Below are 22,024 nucleotides of genomic sequence, written 5' to 3'. Positions count from 1 at the left end.
CCATATCTAAAAGCAGTCCACCAACAGTTTAACCGTGGTTAAAACCTGAAGATTCCGCTTCATCACTACTATGTGAAATAGGATGTTTTGCAAAAAAGTCGACACAATGCTGCAGATCGGCCACCAAGAGATCGGCCTGATCCCGACTAAAGCCATGACGAACTAAGATACGCATAATCACTAAATCTTCCCGCTTTGGCGGCATCGCATAGGCGGCAATTTGCCAGCCACGGGAGCGGATCCGATCGGAAAGGTCAAATAGATTAAAGCCTGGTTCAACCCCCTCTTTCAACGACCAACTCATGGCAGGAATACCGCCTTGGCCATCATAGATAATGTCAAACATCCCCATCTTCTCGATCTCTCCTGAGAGGTAGATCGCAGTGTCATAGCAGGCTTGATGTATCTTGCGATATCCCTCTCGGCCTAAACGCAGAAAGTTGTAATATTGCGCCACAATCTGACCACCGGGACGGGAGAAGTTCAATGCAAAGGTCGGCATATTGCCACCTAGATAGTTCACATTGAAGATAAGATCTTTATCCAGTGCCGACGCATCACGCCAGATCACCCAACCCACCCCTAACGGGCTCAAACCAAATTTATGTCCGGAAGCATTGATCGACTTAACTCGAGGTAAGCGGAAGTCCCACTCAAGGTCAGGATCGCAGAAAGGGGCTAAGAAGCCGCCACTAGCAGCGTCAATATGCATGGGGATATCTAGACCCGTGTCTCTTTGTAACTGATCTAAGGCTTCATGTACCGCCTTTACTGGCTCATATTGGCAGGTAAAGGTCACACCAAGTGTGGGCACTACGCCTATGGTGTTTTCATCACAACGTTTAATCACCTCTTCCGGCGTCATGATGAGGCGATCACCCTCCATCGGGATCTCACGTAGCTCGATATCCCAGTAGCGAGCAAACTTATACCAACACACCTGCACTGGACCACAGATTAAATTGGGCTTATCCGTTGGCTTACCTAGCTTTCTCATCTTTTCACGCCAAGCCCATTTCAGTGCCATTCCACCTAACATGGCAGCTTCACTCGAACCCGTTGTAGAACAGCCTAAGGTGTTCTCCGCATCTGGTGAGTGCCACAGATCTGCCAACATATGCACGCAGCGAGCCTCAAGTTCAGCCGTCTGAGGATACTCATCTTTATCGATCATATTCTTATCGATACATTCATCCATCAGCTTGTGCACTTCATCTTCGACCCAGGTCTGACAAAATGTCGCCAGATTCTGTCGTGAGTTGCCGTCCATCATAAGTTCATCGTGAATAACCTGATAAACATGGCGAGAGTCATGTTCCTGTTCAGGCATTTTGTACTTTGGCATAGATAGGGCCAGGTCAGCTGACGAGTAGATGTCATCGAGAAGGTCGTCTCTAACCGTATCCTTGGAATGAAGAGGCATAAGGTTAACTCCGTTGAATTAAAACAAATTTAAAATTCTAGGTTGACGCTGCAGACGTCATAGAAGGTATATAGAAAAGTCTTCGTACGAGCTAAAACGATACTATTCCTGCTAGCAGAGCTCGTCAATCTAGTGAAGTGTAAAGTTTGATTAATTAAAAATAACCATATACAACAGCGCTATAGGCCAGTTATAGGCATGCAATATGCACCCTTGTTAGAGTCCAAAACAAAATTTCAACCTTAAGACTGATACCGCCTACCTTAATGACACTTTACTGACTAATCTTTTTTACCATTTTCACAAACTTCCTCACACATTCATTTGCGCTTACGTTACAATCGGGACATAGCGCAAAGACGCACATTGATAAGAATTAATAAATCAAGCTGGCAAAGACTGGCACTCAATTCCGACCTCAATCATGGAGACCTTACTAATGGCGGATGGAACACCTCGTACTCACCGTAACCCCTCGACAGCACAACTCATCGAAATCGCGCTATCACGCGGAGAAGGTGAACTCACAGCCAACGGAGCACTCGTCGCAAAAACCGGAGAACGTACCGGACGCTCACCTAACGATCGATTTATTGTTAAAGAGCCAAGTTCTGAAAATGATATCGACTGGGGTTCAGTTAATAAGCCTTTCGAGCAGGAGGCATTTACTGCACTGTGGAACCGAGTTGAGGCCTATTTAGGTGACAAAGAGCTGTTTGTCTCTGAACTGGAAGTAGGTGCAGATGATGCACATTACCAGCCTATTCAGGTCACCACAGAAACCGCATGGCATCAGCTTTTTGCCCGCAACCTCTTTATTGTTCCAGAGGAGTTTAACTCAGCCGATAAGCCAGTTTGGCAGATTATCAATGCCCCTGGCTTTGAGTGTGTTCCCGAGCGTGATGGCACCCATTCAGATGCAACAGTGATCCTTAACTTTGCTGAGCGTAAGGTACTACTGGCCGGACTTAAATATGCTGGTGAGATGAAAAAGTCCATGTTCTCTGTACAGAACTTCCTCCTACCAGCAAAAGGCGTGCTCCCGATGCACTGCTCGGCTAACGTAGGTAAAGAGGGCGACACCACGCTATTCTTCGGTCTATCAGGTACAGGAAAAACGACACTGTCAGCCGATCCTAAGCGCTTCTTAATCGGTGACGATGAACACGGTTGGGCACCTGGCGGCGTCTTTAACATCGAAGGCGGCTGCTACGCTAAGTGTATCGACCTTAGCCAGAAAAACGAGCCAGTGATCTGGAACGCAATCCGTTTCGGTACCGTACTTGAAAACGTGGTGATGGATGAGAACCGCATCCCAGATTACACCAACTCTACATTGACCGAAAACAGCCGTGCAGCCTACCCGCTTGAGCATATCGAGCTACGTAAAGCGGAAAACCGCGGTGCTGAGCCTCACGCAGTTGTGTTCCTAACCTGTGATGTCTCCGGTGTGTTACCTCCTGTTTCTATCCTGACGAAAGAGCAAGCTGCTTATCACTTCCTCTCTGGCTACACGGCAAAGGTAGGTTCAACTGAGATGGGCTCTAGCTCTGCAATTCAGTCAACCTTCTCTACCTGTTTCGGTGCCCCCTTCTTCCCACGTCCGGCAGGAGTTTATGCCGAGCTACTGATGAAGCGCATTGAGTCTTTCGATAGCCAAGTGTACTTAGTTAACACTGGCTGGACAGGCGGTCCACACGGTGTAGGTAAACGTTTCGATATTCCCACAACTCGAGCAATTGTCGACGCCATCGTTAGCGGTGAGCTAAAAGGGGTTGAAACTGAGCACCTTGAGAAGCTTAACCTGCACGTTCCTGTTGCAGTGCCAGGTGTTGAGACTCAGCTACTTAATCCAGTCAACACATGGGCAGATAAGGCACAGTATGCCGAGTATGCTCAACAATTAGCAGATAGCTTTACGGCTAACTTTGAGAAGTATCAAGTACCAGATTCGATCAAGCATGCCGGACCTAATGCTTAATAAGGTCTTGTTATTGGCTTAGTTTTAGGCTGATAGCTTTTTTATTAATCCCAGTTTAACTTCGGTTGTGCTGGGATTTTTTATGCCTATGGTTTATTGGTTGTTTGGTTCATACCAATATTTAATGGTATTTGATATGTAGTTTATGGACCATGACTTCATTGTTATCTATCACCTGCCGTGGGCTTATGTACAGGCACGTCAGTGAGACACTGTAAACTTCCCTGGGCACTCTACAGTTTCAAATAACGTCCATGTTAAACAGCCAGTTCGACGTCCCATCCTCTCATTCGGGTCGTTAAGGGATAACTCTCCAGCTTGGCTCTGTTTGGATATTGTGACCAGATATGGTGTGGATGATGTCAGTGGCGGCTTGCTGTTTTAGTCGCGGAAAATATTCAGCCATATAGTGTCGATGGGCAGCTTCACTTTCCCAGTAGGTTGTTACAAGATAGCGATCGGACTCGTCATTAAACTGCCAGAGTTGCCCTCCTAACATACCTTCAACCTGTTGCATGCCTGGATTCCAAAGCGTTTTCAGCTCTTGAATAAACTCATCAAGCTTGTCGGGATCTATGCAGCAGTCTGCGATGCGAATAAACCCACAGCTAGCTTGATTTTTACCTCCTTGATTAAAAGCTCGAATGCACATCACAGCTGACAGATAGGAGACTGAGATATGGCTATAACTACCAACTTGATTGGCTCTCTCAGCAATGGGGTCATGGGCAGCACTCATAAAATCTTTCACGCTCTCCATGTCTGTCCAACGAGCTAGAATAACAGCTATATTGGTTTCTTGCTCCCAGCCACCAAGCTGGGAGATAAAGCCCTCACAATGTGCAGTCTCCAACCAAAGGCGCTGCCCCTTAGAGAAAATGCCCTTTTTGGCTTCGGCAACCTCGCACCGTATATACTTGGCTATCATATTCGCCTCTCAAATTGGGCTCCCTATGGTAAGGAGCCCATCATCTAATTTGTCGGTTGGTCACAGGGAAGATCAGACATAAGATCACAAGACTCACCAGTAATAACAATAGGAGCCTCAAGTTTATCATACTGATTCTCATAGGTTATTTTGATGCTTAAACCCTCTATCGGTAAACCTTCAAGCACTAATTGAGCATGTTTAGCAAAAGGGTCTATCTCCTCAACAATTAGAGCAGGGCCAGCTTGATCATTCAAAGGCCAAACTTCAATATAGCCAGAATCAGCCCCTACCACACTCCATCTAATATCCAAGGTTTGGTACTTATCATGAGAATAACTTCTGATCCCTTTTAATTTGGGGGCAGCGCCTCTTGGGTTTGGCACCTCAATCACTCGACTAGCACTCCCAAAAGTATTGCTAGCAAGCAGGTTTAAAGAGATAAATTCAGGATCAGCGGGCAGAGTCTCCCCCTGCGTCTCAACATCAAAAGGAAATACTGCGAGATCAATTTGACCAGTCTCGTTACCCAGCTCAACGTCTTCATACTGCCTAGCATCTGATATCAAATGGATATCCAATTTAGGCTCGCCATCGGGCATCCTATCCTCACTGCATCCATCTTGCCTCGGGTGACCTGTTTTAGCATCCCAGTAATAGTGAATAATATTAGCCGCATGCCTATGCTTTTTAGTGATTAAATCATATTCAAACTCAGGGGTAGTTTCCCCATAGATCTTAGCGATATAGGGAGCGGGATCTTCAGGATTGATGCCCCCCTCAGGCACAACCTCTATGGTAAAGTTATCACCGGTATCATTGGCGGCCACTTGAAGATCGCCAAGATAGACCTGACCATTGGCATTGAGTACAGCACTAAAGTTAACCTGTCTCCCACTCGGAATTAAGAGCCGCCTACTTGAATTACTCGGAATTGATACCTGAGTGGAAGCCCTCAACCCCGGCCTTGAATTTGAAGCCATATCTGCATTAAGTCCAACTTTACATTCGCCACTAACCTCACCAGTGACATTAAGATTAATAACTCTGGTCTCCGGAGCAACATCGACATTCCACCAGCTAAAATGAGGAACACTCGCCCGTAAGGCGTAACCTGTTGGCGATCTTTGAGAATCCACCACTTCGCCATCCCCATAGTTCTGCCATAGACCACTATCTTCCTCTAAATGCCATAACTCGATCCTATCTCCAACAACAACTGCACTGCCATCAACATGCTGAGCGACATAGATGGGCAGCTCAATTACCGACTCAACTCCAGGAGCTAGATTCAACTTTTCTCCCTCTTTCTCAAAGTGAAACTCAGTCGTCCCATAAGTAGCGATTGGACTCGTTTCATCCTGCCCTACATATAAGCCCTCAAAGTTACCGGGAAACAGCTTTAATCCATCGGAGTTGGCGGTATTCAATGGGGTAATGGTGACATTAACTTCTCCACTTACCCTATCTCCATCCCCATCGACAAGCCCGTTTGCAGGCAACATAAGATAAGCTCCATCGGTCGTAAAAAGTTCAGTATCCCTCCCAATATCGATCACTATTGGTAGCTGACGCTGCAAAACCGGTAGCTGAAATTGATTCTCTCCTTTCTCTGCAAGGTCCTGAATCACCTTAACCTGATTGCTGTACCCCAGCTTTTTGCTGGATAAGATCAGCGGAAAGTTTAACTTGCCATAATCGACCTCAAAACGAGCTCTCCCTTCACTATCAGTCTCTGTCTCCAATACAAAATCTTGGCTACTTAAGGTCAACTTCACCTCCTCTAAGGCGCGATAGTTCTGATCTATGATGAGCACAGATAGTGAGGTCACTTCGTTAGCCGGAGGCTGTGTGGGTACCGTTGGGGTCGATGGTGCTGGTTCAAGCTGCTTTGAATCATGACAGCCCCCTAAAAGGGCCGTGAAAATGAGTAAAACAGTTAAAGACAATAATCCTTTCATCTTATACTCCTAGTTGCGATCTGAGGAGTAACCATGCTGGTATCGGCTCATTAAAGCTTGAAACTAACTTGAAACAAGTTGATTTAAAGTGAATCTGTTTATTTTTAGGGCGTTATTCTTTATCTTGATCTTTAAGAAGAGTTTTCGGTCATAACCTTTATCTATGATTTATACCTTTGGACACTGCCATCTAAACACTAAAACACATCAGTTATATGTAAACGATGGACTCATATCTCTCGAAAATAGGCAGTTTTTACTTCTGCAACTTCTAGCCGAATCTGGTAATCAGGTTGTGTCCCGTGATCACTTGCTTGAAAGTTTATGGCCAAAGCAGATAGTCAGCGATACCTCTCTATCTAGGCTTATCTCCGATACCCGAAAATTGATTGGCGATGATGGTAAGTCGCAACATATCATCAAGACCTGTCGCGGTGGTGGCTTTATGTTAGTCCCTCCCATCACCAACACAGATCCGAAACACCCAGTTCGACCATCTAAAAGAGGTATCACTGTTTCAACCTCGCTTCTTGGTTTATTGTTATTAATACTCACCTACTTCGGCTATAACTCTCATCCTGAAAATCCAGATAACTACCAACTTATTATCACCATACAACAGCAATTAGATATCACTAAAACCGCTTTTATCGCCCAAACAAAAAGACGTAATGAACTCGGTAAAATGCTAGGAATTGAAGCTGGAGGAGATATTTTATGGGAACAAGTATTTAGTGCCTCTTATCCAGATCTGACCAAGCGACAGAAGTTTATCTTCGATCAGATCCGTGGGATCACCCAAGGCGCCATGTACAACGGCAATCAAGCTATTGCAGATATTTTACAGCAGAACCCAGAGCTGAAAGATCAGATTGCGAGCCTTGGCCCACTACTAAGTCACCTCAACTACTGGCTAGCAAAATACCAACAAGTATTTCTGCAAAGGGAGGATATGTGCCTCCTCTATGTTGGTAGAGAAGATGGCGTGCCCTTCCCCAGCAGAGTTGATAAAGATGTCGCCGATTGGTTAACGGCGAATAAACCTTAGCCCCTAGGTCTCCTATCTCTAAAAGTTAAACAAGCCCGCCATAAAGTAAAGCATGCTTTACTTTATGTCTTGGTTAAATTATCTTCATAGGTAAAGGGTGCTTTACATTATATCTATCCACCTAATTTGAAGAACATCGCTAGAGACTTATGGAGAGAGACAATGAAAACTATTTTAAATGCGATCTGCTCTAAAAACCTGCCTTCACGGGATATTAAAAATGCCAACAAGGTAAACATACTCGCGCTACTCTGGGCAATCAGCCTAATCCTCACCTCATACCTGTCCACACAAGCATGGTTTACTGAAATCCCGATCGCCATCGCCTTCCTGCTCCACACAGGGATAGGCATAACCATGATATTTTCCTACCGACACTTTCTTATCGAACTCGATGAGATGGAGCGCAAGATCCAGCTAGATGCTTTAGCACTTTCTGTCGGCGTGACCATTATCAGCTTCTCAAGCTATTCAATCTTAGATAAAAATGGCATCCTTCCGGAGTTAGATTCGGCCTATCTTATTGCACTTATGGCATTAACCTATATGGTCGGCATTATCAGTGGCAGACTCAGATACCGCTAGCCTTAGGATTTTAGAAAGATGAAAAACCGCTTAAAAGTGCTCCGCGCTGAACAAGACTGGACCCAAGCTGATTTAGCCGAGAAACTCGATGTTTCCCGCCAAACCGTCAACGCTATTGAGAAGGGGAAGTATGATCCCAGTTTGCCGTTGGCGTTTAAATTAGCCAGACTTTTTGATACTCCGATTGAGGCCATTTTTGATGATGAAGTTGGGGGAGATTCAGATAAATCTACGCTATCTCTCACAAGTTAGGGTTCTTGTCAGATAACAAGTTTCAAATATCTTTTTGGTTGGGTTCATTGCGCAGGTTTTATTTTTGATGGTTTGTTGGTAACCATAGCTTCAATGGTGTTTATCATCTGCCGTGGGTGCCGTGCAAGGATGCGCCAATGTCGCAGTGGCAGGATGCCAAGGAGCGACCTTCTAGTGCGAACACTTCTGTGGCACGGTATTAGAGAACTTGTCGGATAGCAAGCTTCAGTATCTTTTTGGTTGATGCATCGGACAGGCTTGGTGTTTAGTTGGTTTATTTAATACCATAGCCTAAATCGTATTTATTGCTTGCAGCAGGCTAATGTGCAGATACTTCAGTGAGCCGACGCAAGTACAATCCCTGTAGTCTCTACGATGACATCCATGTCATCGAAGCTCACTGTCGCATCTACACCTGAGTGTTTATCTCTCCGAATGAAGCCAATTGGCTACGACCCCTTTGTTATTGGAATATTGGCTAGCTACTTTTATCTAATGTTGAGCTTTCTTTTTGTTGAGCGAACAGCCTTTTCAATAAGTGATTTGTTTAGATCAAGTGAATTGTTAGGGTATATATATTCTTTATCTATTCCTCTTTCATAGAGGAAAATTCTAACATAAGGCTTTAGGTGAGCTTGAATTACATAAACTTGCCTTCCGGAACAGCGATATGGTTCATCATATACATTGTACATCTCTACATCATACGGGTGGCAGCTAGGGTTATAAATGAAGACCCCTTTTTGATTACATAGTCGGTGGTTGTACTTGATATCAACATCCTGAATTAAAGGTGCTTTTGTTGATTCATCTGCTCGGGTAATGCACCTGGATAAAGACATGAAATGCTGATAAATTTCTTCGTAGCCATTTAGGTCCTTAAAGTAACCCAATTGACCTTCTGCCGCCATTGTGGCCACAATTTTTGCTGACATTTCTATATCACTTTCGTAAATTACACAGTCTTCTTGCTCGTTCCATGGATCTGGTTCTGTAGCAAAATAAAGAGCTATTAGTGGATCAATAGTGAAATCAAGTACATTCGTTGGAAGACCATAATGTTGAGCTAAACCCAAAATGGTATGTAATGGAAGATCAACAGAAACACCACGCCTTTTTAGTTGGGTCACAAACTCATCAATTATGTCAAAAGATTCGTTGATATAATCATTTTTAATAATTTTCGGGAAGTTCACTTTGAGGTGTCCGTTACTACTAATTCCTATTTCTTCATATGGAGGAGAATATTTATTTAAGTAATGTCTATAAAAAGAAGTTAAAGCTATAAACTCCTTATTTGGCATTCCTCGATAAAATATATTAGTTTCGAGCTTTTTATTAAAAAGAGCTTGCAGCTGTTCTTCTGTTGTAATTGGTACTTCCCAACGAACTCTGTAATCAAAATTAGGAAATCGCATCTCTTATCACCTAAATATCAATTTTAGCCATATTAGAAACCCAATTTTACTAGATAGCCACTCTTATAGCTGATATATAAAGTGATCAATGTCACGAATGTTATATCCAGAAAAAACCTATATCTTCATGGTGTTATAATTGTTGGTTGTTGCTCGCTAGGGTGAGCTTTAGGTTATAAAGTGATAAGTCATGACTGATTCAAATGGTAGAAAAAATAGTTCAGCAACAATAGATTTCTTCGAGACTTTAAACAAGTGGCTCACTCGTTGTCAGGAAGCTAGGGATGGGCATTACAAAAGGTCGGAGGCTCTTTTTGCTCGTGCTCAGGTTTTAGGGTATGCGCTGATTTATTGTACTATTTTTGTTACAGCTTTTTCATTTTTCCAATTCTCTTCTAGTAATGACACTAGTGTTTCTGTGGACATGTTCTATGGAATTACCAATCAATATATAGTTATTTTTGTTGGTGTCGCAGCTGCTGTTATTTCGGGAACAACGACTCAAAGCCGCCATGGTGAGCGGGCTGAAGTGCACCGTTCTTTAGCTGCTCGTTATGCAAATCTAGTCCGTAATGTTGAAGCCTTAACTCTGAAAGCTAAAACGAGCTTAGTGAATGATGAACAAACTCTAAAAGAGCTAGATAACATTGTAACTCAATGGAATTATTTATCAGAAAACTCGTTATTAACTGTGCATAAGCCTGAGCGTTGGAAGGTCTTTTTTAATATTATTTTAGCATGTCTCATTACTGGTCTATTCTACTTAGTCAGTACATCCACCTCTAAGTCATCAGTTGTAGAGACTATTCCGAAGGCAAATGGGAGTACAGTTATCAATCTTAACTGTACTAATAATGAGTTACCTGAAGAGTTAGTCAATGCGCTTAAAATGCATGTGCAGCTTTACAAAAAGTAGATGCAACTCTAGAAGGTTGATAGGTGACTTCTAGTGGGTATAGAAAACCACCGACAGGCAGCTCTATGTTAACGATACTTTTTGTAATCGTTTGAGCAATCCCACAGTCTTGAATTTTTCTAATAATCAGTTAAATACACAATTATTGCGTGTTAAAATATGTAGCTTTGAAAGTCTATTTTTAGGGAGGCAGTGTGGCAACCTTAGTCATAATCGGTAATGGGTTTGATATTCAAAATGGCTTACCTACGAGCTATTGGCATTTTCACCAACGGTATCATAGTCAGTTAGATGAGTATTTTGCGTTTTTTCCTGAGTTCTTTGACGATCAAGAGTGGTCTAGCTTTGAAGAGAACTTAGGCATCTTCAATGAAGATGAATTTAACGAGCAAGCCGCATGGCAACCAAGTATGGAAGACATGGTAGAGTCCTCAAGTCATTTGTATGGCTACGAAGATGAGATAGCTCAAAAAGTCGATGAATTGGTGGATGATGTAAAAACTTCATTTATCACTTGGGTAAGATCAGTAGACGTAACCTCAGCCTCCCAACTTTATGATTTCCATGATGGAGCCAAATTCATTAGCTTCAACTATACATCTACTCTTCAGGATGTATATTCAATTCCGGATGAAGATGTTCTACATATTCATGGTAAAGCCAGATGGAATGTCATTTTGGGTCATGGAATAGGGAATGGTAATCAATCTGCCTCAATGCGATGCAACGAAAATGCACCTTGGCTTGATGAGTCACAAAGAACATTGGCTTCAGTAACAGATAAGTTTCACAAGCCGGTCCCTGAGATACTTGAACGATATCGCGCTCAGCTAGAAGGCTATGGAGATATCAAAAAAATCATTGTGATAGGGCATTCGGTTAATGATATCGATCTTCCATACTTCAGGTGCGTCTTGAACGCCTATCCTGATGCTATTTGGGAGAACTGGAATCATAGTGATGGTATATCGGATACCCATGATAAACTGATAGCTCTTGGTGTGCCTCAACATCAGTTAAGTTCATCACCTTCTAGTGATCTTGGAACTACCTATCCGGTGCAGGATAGACGAGTGTTAGAGATTACTTGATTTATATCGCGAACTCAGTTTGATCTGCTTCTGTAAGGCTGAACATGACTTAAGCGAATTTTTCCATACCTTAAGAGATTAGCATTTTGCTAAATTAGCGATTGAGATGAAACGGAATTGTCCAAATTATACTAACTATAATCGTGATGACCAAGTAACTATGATATGTGGGGTCAGTGTAAACTTTATATGGACTCCATATGATATGTGGGGTCAGTGTAAACTTTATATGGACTCCATACATTTCCTAATCCCACGATCCACTATTAGACCCTTTGCACTAACTGATTTCTGTCCAAATACGTGCTAGCACTAAACGTACGATCCAAACCACACCCAATAAAAAGCTCGCCATAGAAGCGAGTTTTGGACTTCAATGGATTTGCTCAAAAAAGGAGTATCGAGCCCTAAAAGTCTAGACGATAAACGAACTAAGCAAACTCAAACCTCTAACTCCATCTGTTCTCTATCCCCAAGCTTGTGACACTTGCTTGATGTAGTCGTTCAGTACAAAACTCTACATGGTGAGAATGCTCTTTTGCTTTTCACTCGCAGCGAAGCGCCCTAGTAGTGAGCTTGCGAACGACCTCGTAGGCACGCAGGGCGAAGCCCGCCTTGTTACGTATCACTCTGACCAAACTGCAAATTCATTTCCGCTTGGATCGCTAAAGTGGAATCTTCTTCCACCTGGAAATGAAAAAATAGGCTTAATTGTTTTACCACCTGATTTTTCAATCTTTGCTTGAGTTTCCTCTAGCGAATTACTGTAAAGCACAATTAGTGGGCTTCCATTCTTAGTAGACACAACTAATTCTGATTTAAAGAAGCCTCCATCAACACCCTGAGCCGCAAAACTACAATAATCTGGGCCATAGTCCACAAATGACCAATCAAACACCTCACTAAAGAAGGCTTTTGTTGCTTCAATATTTTTTGCGGGAATTTCAATATAGTTAATTTTATTGTGTTGAGTCATTTCGGTAGTTTCATCCTTTATCTCACCTAAATTATTTGCGCTTGTGCTAGCAATAAACAAAGACAGCACCAATGCTAGAATATGTTTCATAAACCATCCTGATCACATGAAAGAATATGAGGCTGACCCCTTAATAAGAGCTATCAATAAGCTCAAACAGCCTGTGTATTTATCACCCAAAGCTAACAGTAAAGCTTGTTATCATTAGAGTCTCAGCATCGATTAATTCTGCTTGCAAAATAAGCAGTTACTAATCAATAAACTAACGACTCAGCAGTAGATAATCAACACTCTCCAAAACCGTTTTTGCTTTTCACTCGCAGCGAAGCGCACTAGCAGTAAGCTTGCGAACGCTCTCCTAGGCACGCAGTGCCCTCCTAGCAGGGCGAAGCCCACCCTTCTTCCAAGATAAAAGAATATTTATGTGAACAACAGCTCAAAAAAACACGTTGAAGCTAGCTCAAGTCGTTATTACATATCAACATAAGTGAATAACCACTTAAAAATAATAACTAAAAATGCAAATTAATCGTCGTAAATTTCTCTGTGGCAGCTTAGGTGCCAGCCTATTAACACTTGGTTGTAGCAGTTCAAACACAGCTACAAAGCTACTATCTAGCAGTTCAACCAACAGTAATGGCATTGCCGAAGACCAGCCTATCCCGCTTAACTTCAATGAGAACCCGCTAGGTATAGCGCCTAGAGCTCAACAAGCGATCAACAAGGCACTGCCTCAAGTTTGGCGCTATCCAGATAAAGCTCGCAGTGACTTGATGGCAGGCTTAAGCCAGTCGCTATCATTGAGCAACTCACACCTGATTTATGGTAATGGATCTTCAGAGGTCCTAAAAATGGCACTCGATGCATTAGCACAAACCAATTGTCAGTTGGTTATGCCAGATCCTAGCTATGGAGTGATCATCGACTATGCGCAGGCACGTGGGATCCCTGTGGTCAAAGTCAAACTCGATAGCCAATGGCAGACAGACTTAGCAAAGATGCAGGCTAAAGTTGAAGCACATAAGGGACCATCCATTGTTTATCTATGTAACCCTAATAATCCAACTGGAGTTTTGCTCCCCCAAAGCCCTTTGAATCAGTGGTTAGATAAAGCCTCATCTCAGCTAAGTTTCATTATTGATGAAGCCTATGTCGAATATGTTAACCAGCCAGAATTTGTCTCTGCCGTTGCGCGGATACAGCAGGGGCAATCCAATATTGTCGTGTGTCGCACTTTTTCAAAGGTCCATGCCCTAGCAGGTTTGCGTGTAGGTTATGGCATTGCTCACCCCACTGTGATTAATGCTATGCGAGCTCAGGCAAGTATCGATAACGCTAACCTGCTGGGTTGTGTTGCCGCAACAGCTTCACTAGCAAGCCCCGAATGGCTCGAATTAAGCCTTAAATCGAATCATCAGGCTAAAGCCTTGGTTTATCAGCAACTAGAGAAGTTGGGTTTAGATTATCTGCCAAGCGAGACCAACTTTATTTTCCATAAAGTAACAGGAGATAATCAGCAATATATGGAGCGCATGGAGCAGGCTGGTATTTTAGTCGGGCGCCCCTTCAATCACGGCGAGGGCTGGAACCGTTTATCCATTGGAACTCCAACCCAGATGCAATATTTCTGCAAAACATTGGCAAAATTCCGCCAGCAGGGCTGGATCTAATCACAACCTAAGTACTGCTTTCTTACTCTCTTTACGAAACACCAGCCACATAATGGCTTGGTGTTTCACCTCATATTAAATATACACCTCCAACTCGAAAATAACTTAACCTCCTAGAGTCCGAATGCCAGAAACTTCAAAGAAATGTCTATTTATGTAAAGCCTCTTTATTTTTTATCACATTTATATTACTTATCTATCTAGTTATCGGAATTAACACTATAGAGTTAAGCCCGCAGTCACTAACTGTATGAGTTTGTCCGAGGATGAACAGTCAATGATCAAGACTCAAGGGATACAAGATGAACCTCAATACCAGAAGCTTGCTTTCACTCCTGCTATTTGTAAGTTTAGCCATGCCGCTTCATGCCGCTATCAAACCCTACTCTAAAGTGGGAAGTTCGCCAATCCAAGCAGGCATAAAACCCTACACAGCGGGATTAATCATGCGCGGAAAATATGATGGTACCAAGTGTGAAACGCCTAGAGGTAATATGGCGGCGGGTTATTGTCAGGTTTACTGGAAAGATATAGAGCCTGTAAAGGGAGAGTTTAACTGGAGCGTAATCGATAAAGCTGTCACCGCAGCCAAAAGTTACAATGCTGCACAGGGCCTCACTGACAAAGATGGCTACAAGGTTATGATACGTATCCGTACTGGCGTGTACGCCCCAGACTGGGTAAAAAATGACCCCAACGTAGGCAAGATCTCATGGCACTTCAAAAACTCAAGTCCTAAACAAACCTTCCAACTTCCCCTATTTTGGAATACCCCCTATCAAAATCACTATGAAAACCTGATGCTAGCAGCAGCTAGCCGTTATGACGATGAGCTAAGTATAGGCGGAGTTGCAGCCTCCATGTGCATGACTGTTCACACTGAAATTATGTGGAACCGTACTGGGCGAAAGGAGGTTAGGGCCGCTAATATGTCAACCATGCGCGCCCTTGGTGATAAGAGTTATACCAATGAGAAAGATTATGCCTGTTTACAACGTCAAATACAGATCCACGCTAATAGCTGGCAGAAAACACCAACCCTGTTTGGAAGCCATCTTTACCAAGTTTACAACTACAGTAACGGTAGTAAGAGTAGCGATTACAACAAAACTAAACAGCTTTTTAATGAGTGCCGCTCAACTAATAAGTTAGGTAAACGCTGCGTATTGGGTAATAACAGCTTACGCCACGATGAGGTTAACAATGATGGCTCAGTCAATCAGCTGCTCTTTGAAATTGCTCAAGCGGGCGATCCTGTCTATTTCCAAACCAATGTATTTAAAAGTGACCGTAGAAAGCGTTTTGGTGTCGATGAGCTAAAAGGTGCCATGGATAATGCCGCAAACTGGGGGGCGATTGCAGTAGAGATACCTATGTCTTGGGATTGTAGTGACTATTTCAATAAAAGCGGCTGTAGCTCAGCCACGGCTAAGCAACGTCAGGGTGAGTTCCACAGTTACCAAAACAGATTGAAAGACAATGTGGCCAGAATAAGCTCCGTAAAAGAAACCAAATAAAAACTAACGAGCTGACACCTTACTTAACGACGCTCAATAGAGCGACCATGGATAATCCACATGGTCGCTCTCCTTCCAGATACAACTTCAAATTAGCTCTTTGACTTCATTACTATTTTACCAGAACAATCTGGCTATCAATTTATATTTCAAGCCTTAACCTCAACATTAAACATCCCATCCTCCCTTGTTGATGAAGGTTTCAACGTAAGCAACCACTCACATTATTCTCTTTTATTTTTATCGTATTTATAGTACATATAAATATAACATCGGAATTAGAAGTCTGTAGTTGAGTCCGTTGTCACTAAAAAAAGTTTGTCAAAAGACAAACACTAAACAAAAGACTCAAGGAGATAGCGATGAATCTCAATACTAAGGCGCTGCTTTCACTGCTGTTATTGGCAGGTTTAAGCACATCAATCCAAGCGGCAATAAAACCCTACCCTTCAGGGCTAATCATGCGCGGAAAATATGATGGCACTAAATGCGAAGCCCCAAGAGGTAATATGGCCGCCGGTTACTGTCAGGTCTACTGGAAAGATATCGAACCCAAAAAGGGGGAGTTTAACTGGAGCGTGATTGATAACGCTATAACTGCAGCTCAGAACCACAATTCAGGAAAAGGCGTTTCCAATAAAGATGGCTACAAGGTAATGATCCGTATTCGCACTGGTGTTTACGCACCTGATTGGGTCAAAGGCGACTCCAATGTCGGTAAGATCACTTGGTATTTTAAAGACACCAGTGCCAACCAAACTCACCAGTTACCTCTATTTTGGAACTCACCTTACCAAGACCACTACGAAGATCTGATGCAGGAAGCAGCCAGCCGTTATGATGATAATGACTCAGTAGGTGGAGTAGCCGCCTCTATGTGCATGACAGTGCACTCTGAAATTATGTGGAACCGTACTGGTCGTAAGGAAGTACGTTCAACGAATATGTCAGCCATGCGCGCACTTGGTGGAAATCGTTACACCAATGAAAAGGATTATGCCTGCCTACAACGCCAGATACAGATACATGCTGACAACTGGCACAACACGCCAACCCTGTTTGGTAGTCACCTCTATCAGGAGTATAACTACAGCAATGGAGAAAAAAGCAGTAACTATAACAAGACTAAGCAACTCTTTGATGAATGCCGAAACAGTAGCAAGCTAGGGAAGCGTTGCGTATTAGGCAATAACAGTCTGCGCCATGATGAAGTCAACAATGATGGCTCTATCAATCAACTTCTGTTCGAGGTCGCCCAAGCGGGTGATCCTGTTTATTTCCAAACCAACGTATTTAAAGACGATGCAAAGCCTTTCGGCGTCAATGAACTCAAGGGGGCCATGAACAATGCAGCCAATTGGGGAGCATTTTCGGTTGAGATGCCTATGGGCTGGGACTGTAGTAATGTTCATAGCAAGACAGGCTGCACCCCAGCAGTAATAGCTCAACGCCAAAATGAGTTTCACGATTATCAAGCTAGACTCAAAAACAACTTCCGCCCAGCTGATGCAACAGACACAAACCGCTATGTCAGAACCCGTCACGATATTTCCGGCGCAGGCTGGGTTCATAACTCGGGGGCATTGGATCAACTCTCCTCCACCAGCAGTGGCGAGGTATGGGGGCTTTCAGGTCAAAGTATATGGTTCCGTCCTAGCCAACATGCTAACTGGCAAAGTATATCAGGTGCTCTCACACATATTCAGGTTGCAGGAAAGGGACGCGTGGTTGGCGTTAATACCAATGGTAATCTATACCAAAGAGATCGCACCAACAATCGTTGGACATCTCTTAATCGACCATCCCTCAACAGCGGGGAGAAGCTGGTAACTGTTGATACAACCGATGATGGAGTATTGTGGGCTACCACCTCAAACAACCGTATCTTCACACGCAATGTAGCTGGCAGCTGGTCAAAAGTTAGTGGTCGCCTAAAACAAATATCAGTCAATGATGATGGTAGTGAAGTTTGGGGAATCAATGTTAATAATAATATTTACCGCAGGAACGGCTCTAGCTGGAGTAAAGTCGGTGGAAAATTGAAGCAGATATCAGCCGGAACAGACGGTAATGTGTGGGGCGTGAACAGTAGCAATACCGTTTATCGTCGTGACGGTAATAGCTGGAAATCAGTGGGCAATATGAAAGCTGTCGCAGCCAGATAACTCTCTCAGTTAACTATTAACAGTTCAAAAAATTTAAGGCCGGTTTTAACAACCGGCCTTTTTAATGGCAGTAGTCCACTTCCAATGCTGTCCCCTTTATGTACCCACTTTTATAATAACTATAACCCTAAACAGGTAATTAACACCGAGAGAGCATAATCATCCTTGGTTTTACAGTCCAAATTAAAGTAGCCAGACTTTATTCTCTCTCTTGTATTAACCCGCATTTTAATGAAGTATATCTGGCTAGTTTCATACCAATAACAAGACCAACAAAAGGCCATGGATATGCGTTTAGCTCCCCTATCAATTCTCACCCTGCTAGCCGTCACCACAACGAATGCCGCCAGCGCAAGTGATATCACAGCAGATGATGCTGCCACTCCCCAAATCGCCAAGACCTATATTAATGATAAAATATTGCCACCCGCTATCGAGTGGCATGGCAAGAGTGAATCTTTGCTTCTCAGCGCCAACGATGAGTGGGCCACCCCATTCGAGCAAAATGGCCTAAAAACCAGCCCTAGCTATGATGAAACCTTTATCTGGTTAGATAAGCTGATCGCCCAGAGCGATAAGCTGAAAAAAGTGAGTATAGGCAAGAGTCCGCAAGGGCGAGATATCTGGATGATTATCGCCTCACAAGAGGGCGTGGCGACACCAGAGGCATTAGCCGACAATGACAAACCCAGCGTACTGGTTCAAGCAGGGATACACTCGGGTGAGATCGATGGGAAAGACGCAGGCATGATGCTACTGCGTGATATTGTCATTGGTGAAAAAGGCGAATTGCTGGATAAGACTAATCTACTCTTTGTACCCATCTTCAGTGTCGATGGCCATGAACGCTCGACTCAATATAATCGTGTTAACCAACGCGGACCACTGAACATGGGCTGGCGTACCACAGCCAACAACCTCAACCTAAATCGAGATTATGCAAAAGCTGACTCACTAGAGATGCAGCACATGTTGAGGGCTATCAACACTTGGCAACCTGATCTCTATATCGATGTACACGTAACCGACGGCATCGATTATCAATACGATGTCACCTTCGGTTATAACCTACCCCAAGGCTTAAGCCCCGCCAGCTATAATTGGCTCGAAAAAGTCTACCGCCCAGCAATTGAAACTGATTTAACATCTCAAGGTCATATTCCTGGCCCTCTAGTCTTTGCTATCGATAACACAGATATCACTAAAGGTATGTCGCTATGGAATGCCAGTCCACGCTACTCTAACGGTTATGGTGATGCCCGCCACCTGCCCACTATTTTGGTCGAAAACCACAGCTTAAAACCCTTTAAACAGAGAGTACTTGGCACCTATGTGATGCTAGAGTCCACTCTCAAGACTGTTGGACAACAAGCCACTAAACTCAAAGCCGCCATACGCAAAGATAAGTTTAGTTACTCTCCTATGGTGACCTTAAGCTGGAAAGAGAAGCAGCAAGATAAAGGTTGGGACTTTAAGGGGATCGATTACCACTTAGAGAAGAGTGAAATAAGCGGTAATGAGGTAGTTCGCTGGACAGGTGAACCTAAACTTTACCCTGATCTCCCTGTTATCGGTAATACAGTCGCCGATATCCGAGTAAAAAGAGCGAGCGCCTATTATATCCCAGCTCAGTGGACTGAGGTCATAGCCCGCTTAGAGAACCATGGTATTCGTCTAACTCGTATCGAACAAGAAACAGAGCTGACACTGGAGCAGTATCAATTTACTCAGCCTGAATTTGCCGCCAAAGATTATGAGGGACGTCAACGTGTCGATACGCAAGTCACTAAGCACTCGATTAAGACAACTCTTCCCGCTGGTACAGTGAAGCTTGATACTAAACAGCCATTAGGAGATCTGGCCATCCTGCTACTAGAGCCACAATCACCCGACTCACTGTTTCAGTGGGGGCTGTTTAACCCTATCTTCACCCGCACTGAGTATATTGAAAACTATGCTGTCGAACCTTTAGCGAGGCAAATGCTTAAAGAGAGCCCCGCACTGCAAGCCGAGTTTGAGCTGGCTTTGGCCGACCCTCTGTTCGCCACCAATCCAAAAGCCAGATTACGCTGGTTTTACGAGCGCAGCCCATACTACGATGACCAATATATGAAGTATCCAGTACTAAGACAAAAATAGGACGAAAGTAAGGTAGAAGTAATAGCAACCGATATACCTCTTAATTACAGCCACACAATGGGAGCGGTGAAAGCCCCTCCCATCCCTGCCAACGATTATCTGTTGATAATTATAATTACTCATTTATAACCAACAAGTTATAAACCACCCAATGGATCAATATCACAAATACAGCGCAAATCGATAAATTAAACAGCACCCCTCGTTGAGTCGCATCACGTAAAACCCCCACAAACCATCACCACTCACAGCTTTTTAATAAACCTGACAATTATCATGGTTATTTTTCAAAGTGTGATCCCGATCTCGTGCTTATTTATTAACCATTGATTTAGATCAACATGCAAAAAAAATACAGGTTTAACTTGGAGGGACATTGTTATTAACAACTAATTAGCAATGAAATAAGAAAAATAATCAGAGTAAATGATGATTTAAAAACTGTGAGTTAATTTAAGTGCAATTAGAGGTATATAAAATGGAATATGCTCGAAATGTACGGCGGTGCTTATCGATACTGCTCCCACTCATCGCGGTGGTCAGCCTATCATGGACATCTACGGCAAATGCAGAAGCAAAAGCGCTGGTGTTAAAACCTTTCAAACAACTAAGTGATGAGAGCTCTGAGTGTGCCGCTTGTCATAAAGAGAAAAATCCCTCCATCTATGCACAATGGGGACGCTCTAAGCACTATGGAGCCAATGTAGGTTGTTATGAGTGTCATGCAGCCGATAAAGGTGACAAAGATGCGATAACACATGAAGGTCGACTTATCTCGGTTATCGTCTCACCTAAAGACTGTGCTCAGTGCCATAACCAAGAGGTTGAGGAGTTCACTAAGAGTCACCATGCTAAGGCCGGTAAGATCATGGGCTCCCTAGATAACTTCCTTGCTGAAGTCGTCGAAGGCGCTATGACCTTTAATGGCAAATCTCCTGCCGCAGTTAATGGTTGCTGGCAGTGTCACGGCTCAGAGGTAAAAGTGCTGCCTAATGGCGATCTCGACCCAACCACTTGGCCAAACACAGGTATTGGCCGTATCAATCCAGACGGATCTATCGGTGCCTGTACCGCTTGTCACCAGCGACATGAGTTCTCTATGACTCAAGCTCGTCGTCCTGAGGCTTGTGGTAAGTGTCACTTAGGTCCAGATCACCCTCAAAAAGAGGTTTATGATGAGTCTAAGCATGGTATTAACTTTTACGCCAATGTCGATCGCATGAACTTAGACTCCTCTAAGTGGATTGTTGGAGAAGACTATGATGCCGCTCCAACCTGTGCCACCTGTCATATGTCAGCCACACGCGAACAGGCTGTAACCCATGATGTTGGCGACCGGATCAGTTGGACCTTACGTCCAGCAGTTTCAGAGAAGATCGATGCCAAAGCGATAGCTCAGGGCCACAAGGTGAAGAGCTGGCAAGATAGACGCGCCGATATGCAGGATGTGTGTCAGTCCTGTCACACAAAATCGATGACAGATAGCTTCTATCAGCAGTTTGACTCTTTAGTGAACCTCTACAACGACAAGTTTGCCAGCCCAGGTAAACGACTCATGGGGATGTTGAAAGAGCAGAAGATGCTTACAGAGACCGCCTTCGATGAGGAGATAGAGTGGACCTGGTTCTTCCTCTGGCACCATGAGGGAAGACGCGCCCGTCACGGCGCCGCCATGCAAGCGCCAGACTATGTACAGTGGCACGGCATGTTTGAAGTTGCCGAACGCTTCTACATAGAGATGGTTCCTCAATATCTTGAAGTGGTAGAGAAAGCGGAGCATGAGGGTAATACCCAAGGTGCAGAAAAGGCGCGCAAACTACTCGATGAGATCTTAGCTCGCCCAGAACATGCCTGGTTTACCGGTAATGAGCCCGATGAGGTCAAGGCTGCCCGTAAAGCTGCCCAGAAAGAGTTTAAAGCTCGCTACCTAAGTGAAAGTAAATAGCAACCGAGT

The 22,024-nt window shown here is 43.7% G+C and carries 16 protein-coding genes; 11 read left to right on the top strand and 5 right to left on the bottom strand.

What is annotated here, in order from left to right:
* Positions 1–28: 28 nt before the first annotated feature.
* A complete protein-coding gene (gad, locus tag K0625_RS15680; RefSeq protein ID WP_220110549.1) occupies positions 29–1,423 on the bottom strand; it encodes a glutamate decarboxylase in 1,395 nt (464 codons plus the stop codon).
* A gap of 439 nt (positions 1,424–1,862) precedes the next feature.
* On the opposite strand from gad, the gene K0625_RS15675 reads away from it, so the two are divergent.
* Positions 1,863–3,404 (top strand): phosphoenolpyruvate carboxykinase, encoded by a 1,542-nt coding sequence (locus K0625_RS15675; RefSeq protein ID WP_220110548.1) that lies wholly within the window; start codon positions 1,863–1,865, stop codon positions 3,402–3,404.
* Positions 3,405–3,702: 298 nt separating this feature from the next.
* Here the strand turns inward: K0625_RS15675 and K0625_RS15670 are convergent, their stop codons facing one another.
* On the bottom strand, positions 3,703–4,332 hold the full coding sequence (locus tag K0625_RS15670) for a DUF4937 domain-containing protein (RefSeq protein ID WP_220110547.1): 630 nt from the start codon (positions 4,330–4,332) through the stop codon (positions 3,703–3,705).
* A gap of 44 nt (positions 4,333–4,376) precedes the next feature.
* Complete coding sequence (locus K0625_RS15665; protein ID WP_220110546.1) at positions 4,377–6,293, bottom strand: hypothetical protein; 1,917 nt, start codon at positions 6,291–6,293, stop codon at positions 4,377–4,379.
* Positions 6,294–6,456: 163 nt separating this feature from the next.
* Between K0625_RS15665 and K0625_RS15660 the strand changes: the two genes are divergently transcribed.
* The 3 genes from K0625_RS15660 (at position 6,457) to K0625_RS15650 (ending at position 8,178) form a co-directional block, all read left to right on the top strand.
* The gene (locus K0625_RS15660) at positions 6,457–7,341 is read left to right on the top strand and encodes a winged helix-turn-helix domain-containing protein (protein WP_220110545.1); all 885 of its coding nucleotides are present in this window, start codon (positions 6,457–6,459) and stop codon (positions 7,339–7,341) included.
* A 162-nt stretch (positions 7,342–7,503) separates the two neighbouring features.
* On the top strand, positions 7,504–7,926 hold the full coding sequence (locus tag K0625_RS15655; protein WP_220110544.1) for a hypothetical protein: 423 nt from the start codon (positions 7,504–7,506) through the stop codon (positions 7,924–7,926).
* An 18-nt stretch (positions 7,927–7,944) separates the two neighbouring features.
* Complete coding sequence (locus K0625_RS15650) at positions 7,945–8,178, top strand: helix-turn-helix transcriptional regulator (RefSeq protein ID WP_220110543.1); 234 nt, start codon at positions 7,945–7,947, stop codon at positions 8,176–8,178.
* A 488-nt stretch (positions 8,179–8,666) separates the two neighbouring features.
* Here K0625_RS15650 and K0625_RS15645 read toward each other — a convergent pair whose 3' ends face one another.
* Positions 8,667–9,596, bottom strand: a complete 930-nt coding sequence (locus K0625_RS15645; RefSeq protein WP_220110542.1) for an FRG domain-containing protein — start codon at positions 9,594–9,596, stop codon at positions 8,667–8,669.
* A gap of 190 nt (positions 9,597–9,786) precedes the next feature.
* Here K0625_RS15645 and K0625_RS15640 point away from each other — a divergent pair, with 190 nt between their 5' ends.
* Positions 9,787–10,512, top strand: coding sequence for an SLATT domain-containing protein (locus K0625_RS15640; protein WP_220110541.1), 726 nt, complete (start codon positions 9,787–9,789; stop codon positions 10,510–10,512).
* Positions 10,513–10,706: 194 nt separating this feature from the next.
* Positions 10,707–11,603, top strand: coding sequence for a bacteriophage abortive infection AbiH family protein (locus tag K0625_RS15635; RefSeq protein ID WP_220110540.1), 897 nt, complete (start codon positions 10,707–10,709; stop codon positions 11,601–11,603).
* A 625-nt stretch (positions 11,604–12,228) separates the two neighbouring features.
* Here the strand turns inward: K0625_RS15635 and K0625_RS15630 are convergent.
* Positions 12,229–12,579 (bottom strand): VOC family protein, encoded by a 351-nt coding sequence (locus K0625_RS15630; RefSeq protein WP_220110582.1) that lies wholly within the window; start codon positions 12,577–12,579, stop codon positions 12,229–12,231.
* Between the two features lie 518 nt (positions 12,580–13,097).
* Between K0625_RS15630 and K0625_RS15625 the strand changes: the two genes are divergently transcribed.
* The 5 genes from K0625_RS15625 (at position 13,098) to K0625_RS15605 (ending at position 22,015) form a co-directional block, all read left to right on the top strand.
* Entirely contained in the window at positions 13,098–14,249 is a 1,152-nt protein-coding gene (locus K0625_RS15625) for a pyridoxal phosphate-dependent aminotransferase (RefSeq protein ID WP_220110539.1), read from the top strand.
* Positions 14,250–14,551: 302 nt separating this feature from the next.
* Positions 14,552–15,766, top strand: coding sequence for a hypothetical protein (locus K0625_RS15620; RefSeq protein ID WP_220110538.1), 1,215 nt, complete (start codon positions 14,552–14,554; stop codon positions 15,764–15,766).
* A gap of 362 nt (positions 15,767–16,128) precedes the next feature.
* Positions 16,129–17,931 (top strand): tectonin domain-containing protein, encoded by a 1,803-nt coding sequence (locus K0625_RS15615; RefSeq protein WP_220110537.1) that lies wholly within the window; start codon positions 16,129–16,131, stop codon positions 17,929–17,931.
* A 288-nt stretch (positions 17,932–18,219) separates the two neighbouring features.
* A complete protein-coding gene (locus K0625_RS15610; RefSeq protein ID WP_220110536.1) occupies positions 18,220–20,070 on the top strand; it encodes a M14 family metallopeptidase in 1,851 nt (616 codons plus the stop codon).
* A 478-nt stretch (positions 20,071–20,548) separates the two neighbouring features.
* Complete coding sequence (locus K0625_RS15605; RefSeq protein WP_220110535.1) at positions 20,549–22,015, top strand: multiheme c-type cytochrome; 1,467 nt, start codon at positions 20,549–20,551, stop codon at positions 22,013–22,015.
* Positions 22,016–22,024: the final 9 nt, after the last annotated feature.

The sequence above is a fragment of the Shewanella nanhaiensis genome (genome assembly GCF_019457885.1).
In the GTDB taxonomy this organism is placed as follows: Bacteria; Pseudomonadota; Gammaproteobacteria; order Enterobacterales; family Shewanellaceae; genus Shewanella; species Shewanella nanhaiensis.
The sequence above is the reverse complement of the archived record's forward strand: the minus strand, read 5'-3'. Positions and strand labels throughout refer to the sequence as shown.

Excerpts from the sequence above, each read along its gene's own strand:
- K0625_RS15645 (WP_220110542.1), bottom strand. The coding sequence starts at position 9,596 with ATGCGATTTCCTAATTTTGATTACAGAGTTCGTTGGGAAGTACCAATT.
- K0625_RS15640 (WP_220110541.1), top strand. The coding sequence starts at position 9,787 with ATGACTGATTCAAATGGTAGAAAAAATAGTTCAGCAACAATAGATTTC.
- K0625_RS15630 (WP_220110582.1), bottom strand. The coding sequence starts at position 12,579 with ATGACTCAACACAATAAAATTAACTATATTGAAATTCCCGCAAAAAAT.
- K0625_RS15620 (WP_220110538.1), top strand. The coding sequence starts at position 14,552 with ATGAACCTCAATACCAGAAGCTTGCTTTCACTCCTGCTATTTGTAAGT.
- K0625_RS15610 (WP_220110536.1), top strand. The coding sequence starts at position 18,220 with ATGCGTTTAGCTCCCCTATCAATTCTCACCCTGCTAGCCGTCACCACA.
- K0625_RS15675 (WP_220110548.1), top strand. The coding sequence starts at position 1,863 with ATGGCGGATGGAACACCTCGTACTCACCGTAACCCCTCGACAGCACAA.
- K0625_RS15605 (WP_220110535.1), top strand. The coding sequence starts at position 20,549 with ATGGAATATGCTCGAAATGTACGGCGGTGCTTATCGATACTGCTCCCA.
- K0625_RS15670 (WP_220110547.1), bottom strand. The coding sequence starts at position 4,332 with ATGATAGCCAAGTATATACGGTGCGAGGTTGCCGAAGCCAAAAAGGGC.
- gad (WP_220110549.1), bottom strand. The coding sequence starts at position 1,423 with ATGCCTCTTCATTCCAAGGATACGGTTAGAGACGACCTTCTCGATGAC.
- K0625_RS15655 (WP_220110544.1), top strand. The coding sequence starts at position 7,504 with ATGAAAACTATTTTAAATGCGATCTGCTCTAAAAACCTGCCTTCACGG.
- K0625_RS15650 (WP_220110543.1), top strand. The coding sequence starts at position 7,945 with ATGAAAAACCGCTTAAAAGTGCTCCGCGCTGAACAAGACTGGACCCAA.
- K0625_RS15615 (WP_220110537.1), top strand. The coding sequence starts at position 16,129 with ATGAATCTCAATACTAAGGCGCTGCTTTCACTGCTGTTATTGGCAGGT.
- K0625_RS15625 (WP_220110539.1), top strand. The coding sequence starts at position 13,098 with ATGCAAATTAATCGTCGTAAATTTCTCTGTGGCAGCTTAGGTGCCAGC.
- K0625_RS15665 (WP_220110546.1), bottom strand. The coding sequence starts at position 6,293 with ATGAAAGGATTATTGTCTTTAACTGTTTTACTCATTTTCACGGCCCTT.
- K0625_RS15660 (WP_220110545.1), top strand. The coding sequence starts at position 6,457 with ATGATTTATACCTTTGGACACTGCCATCTAAACACTAAAACACATCAG.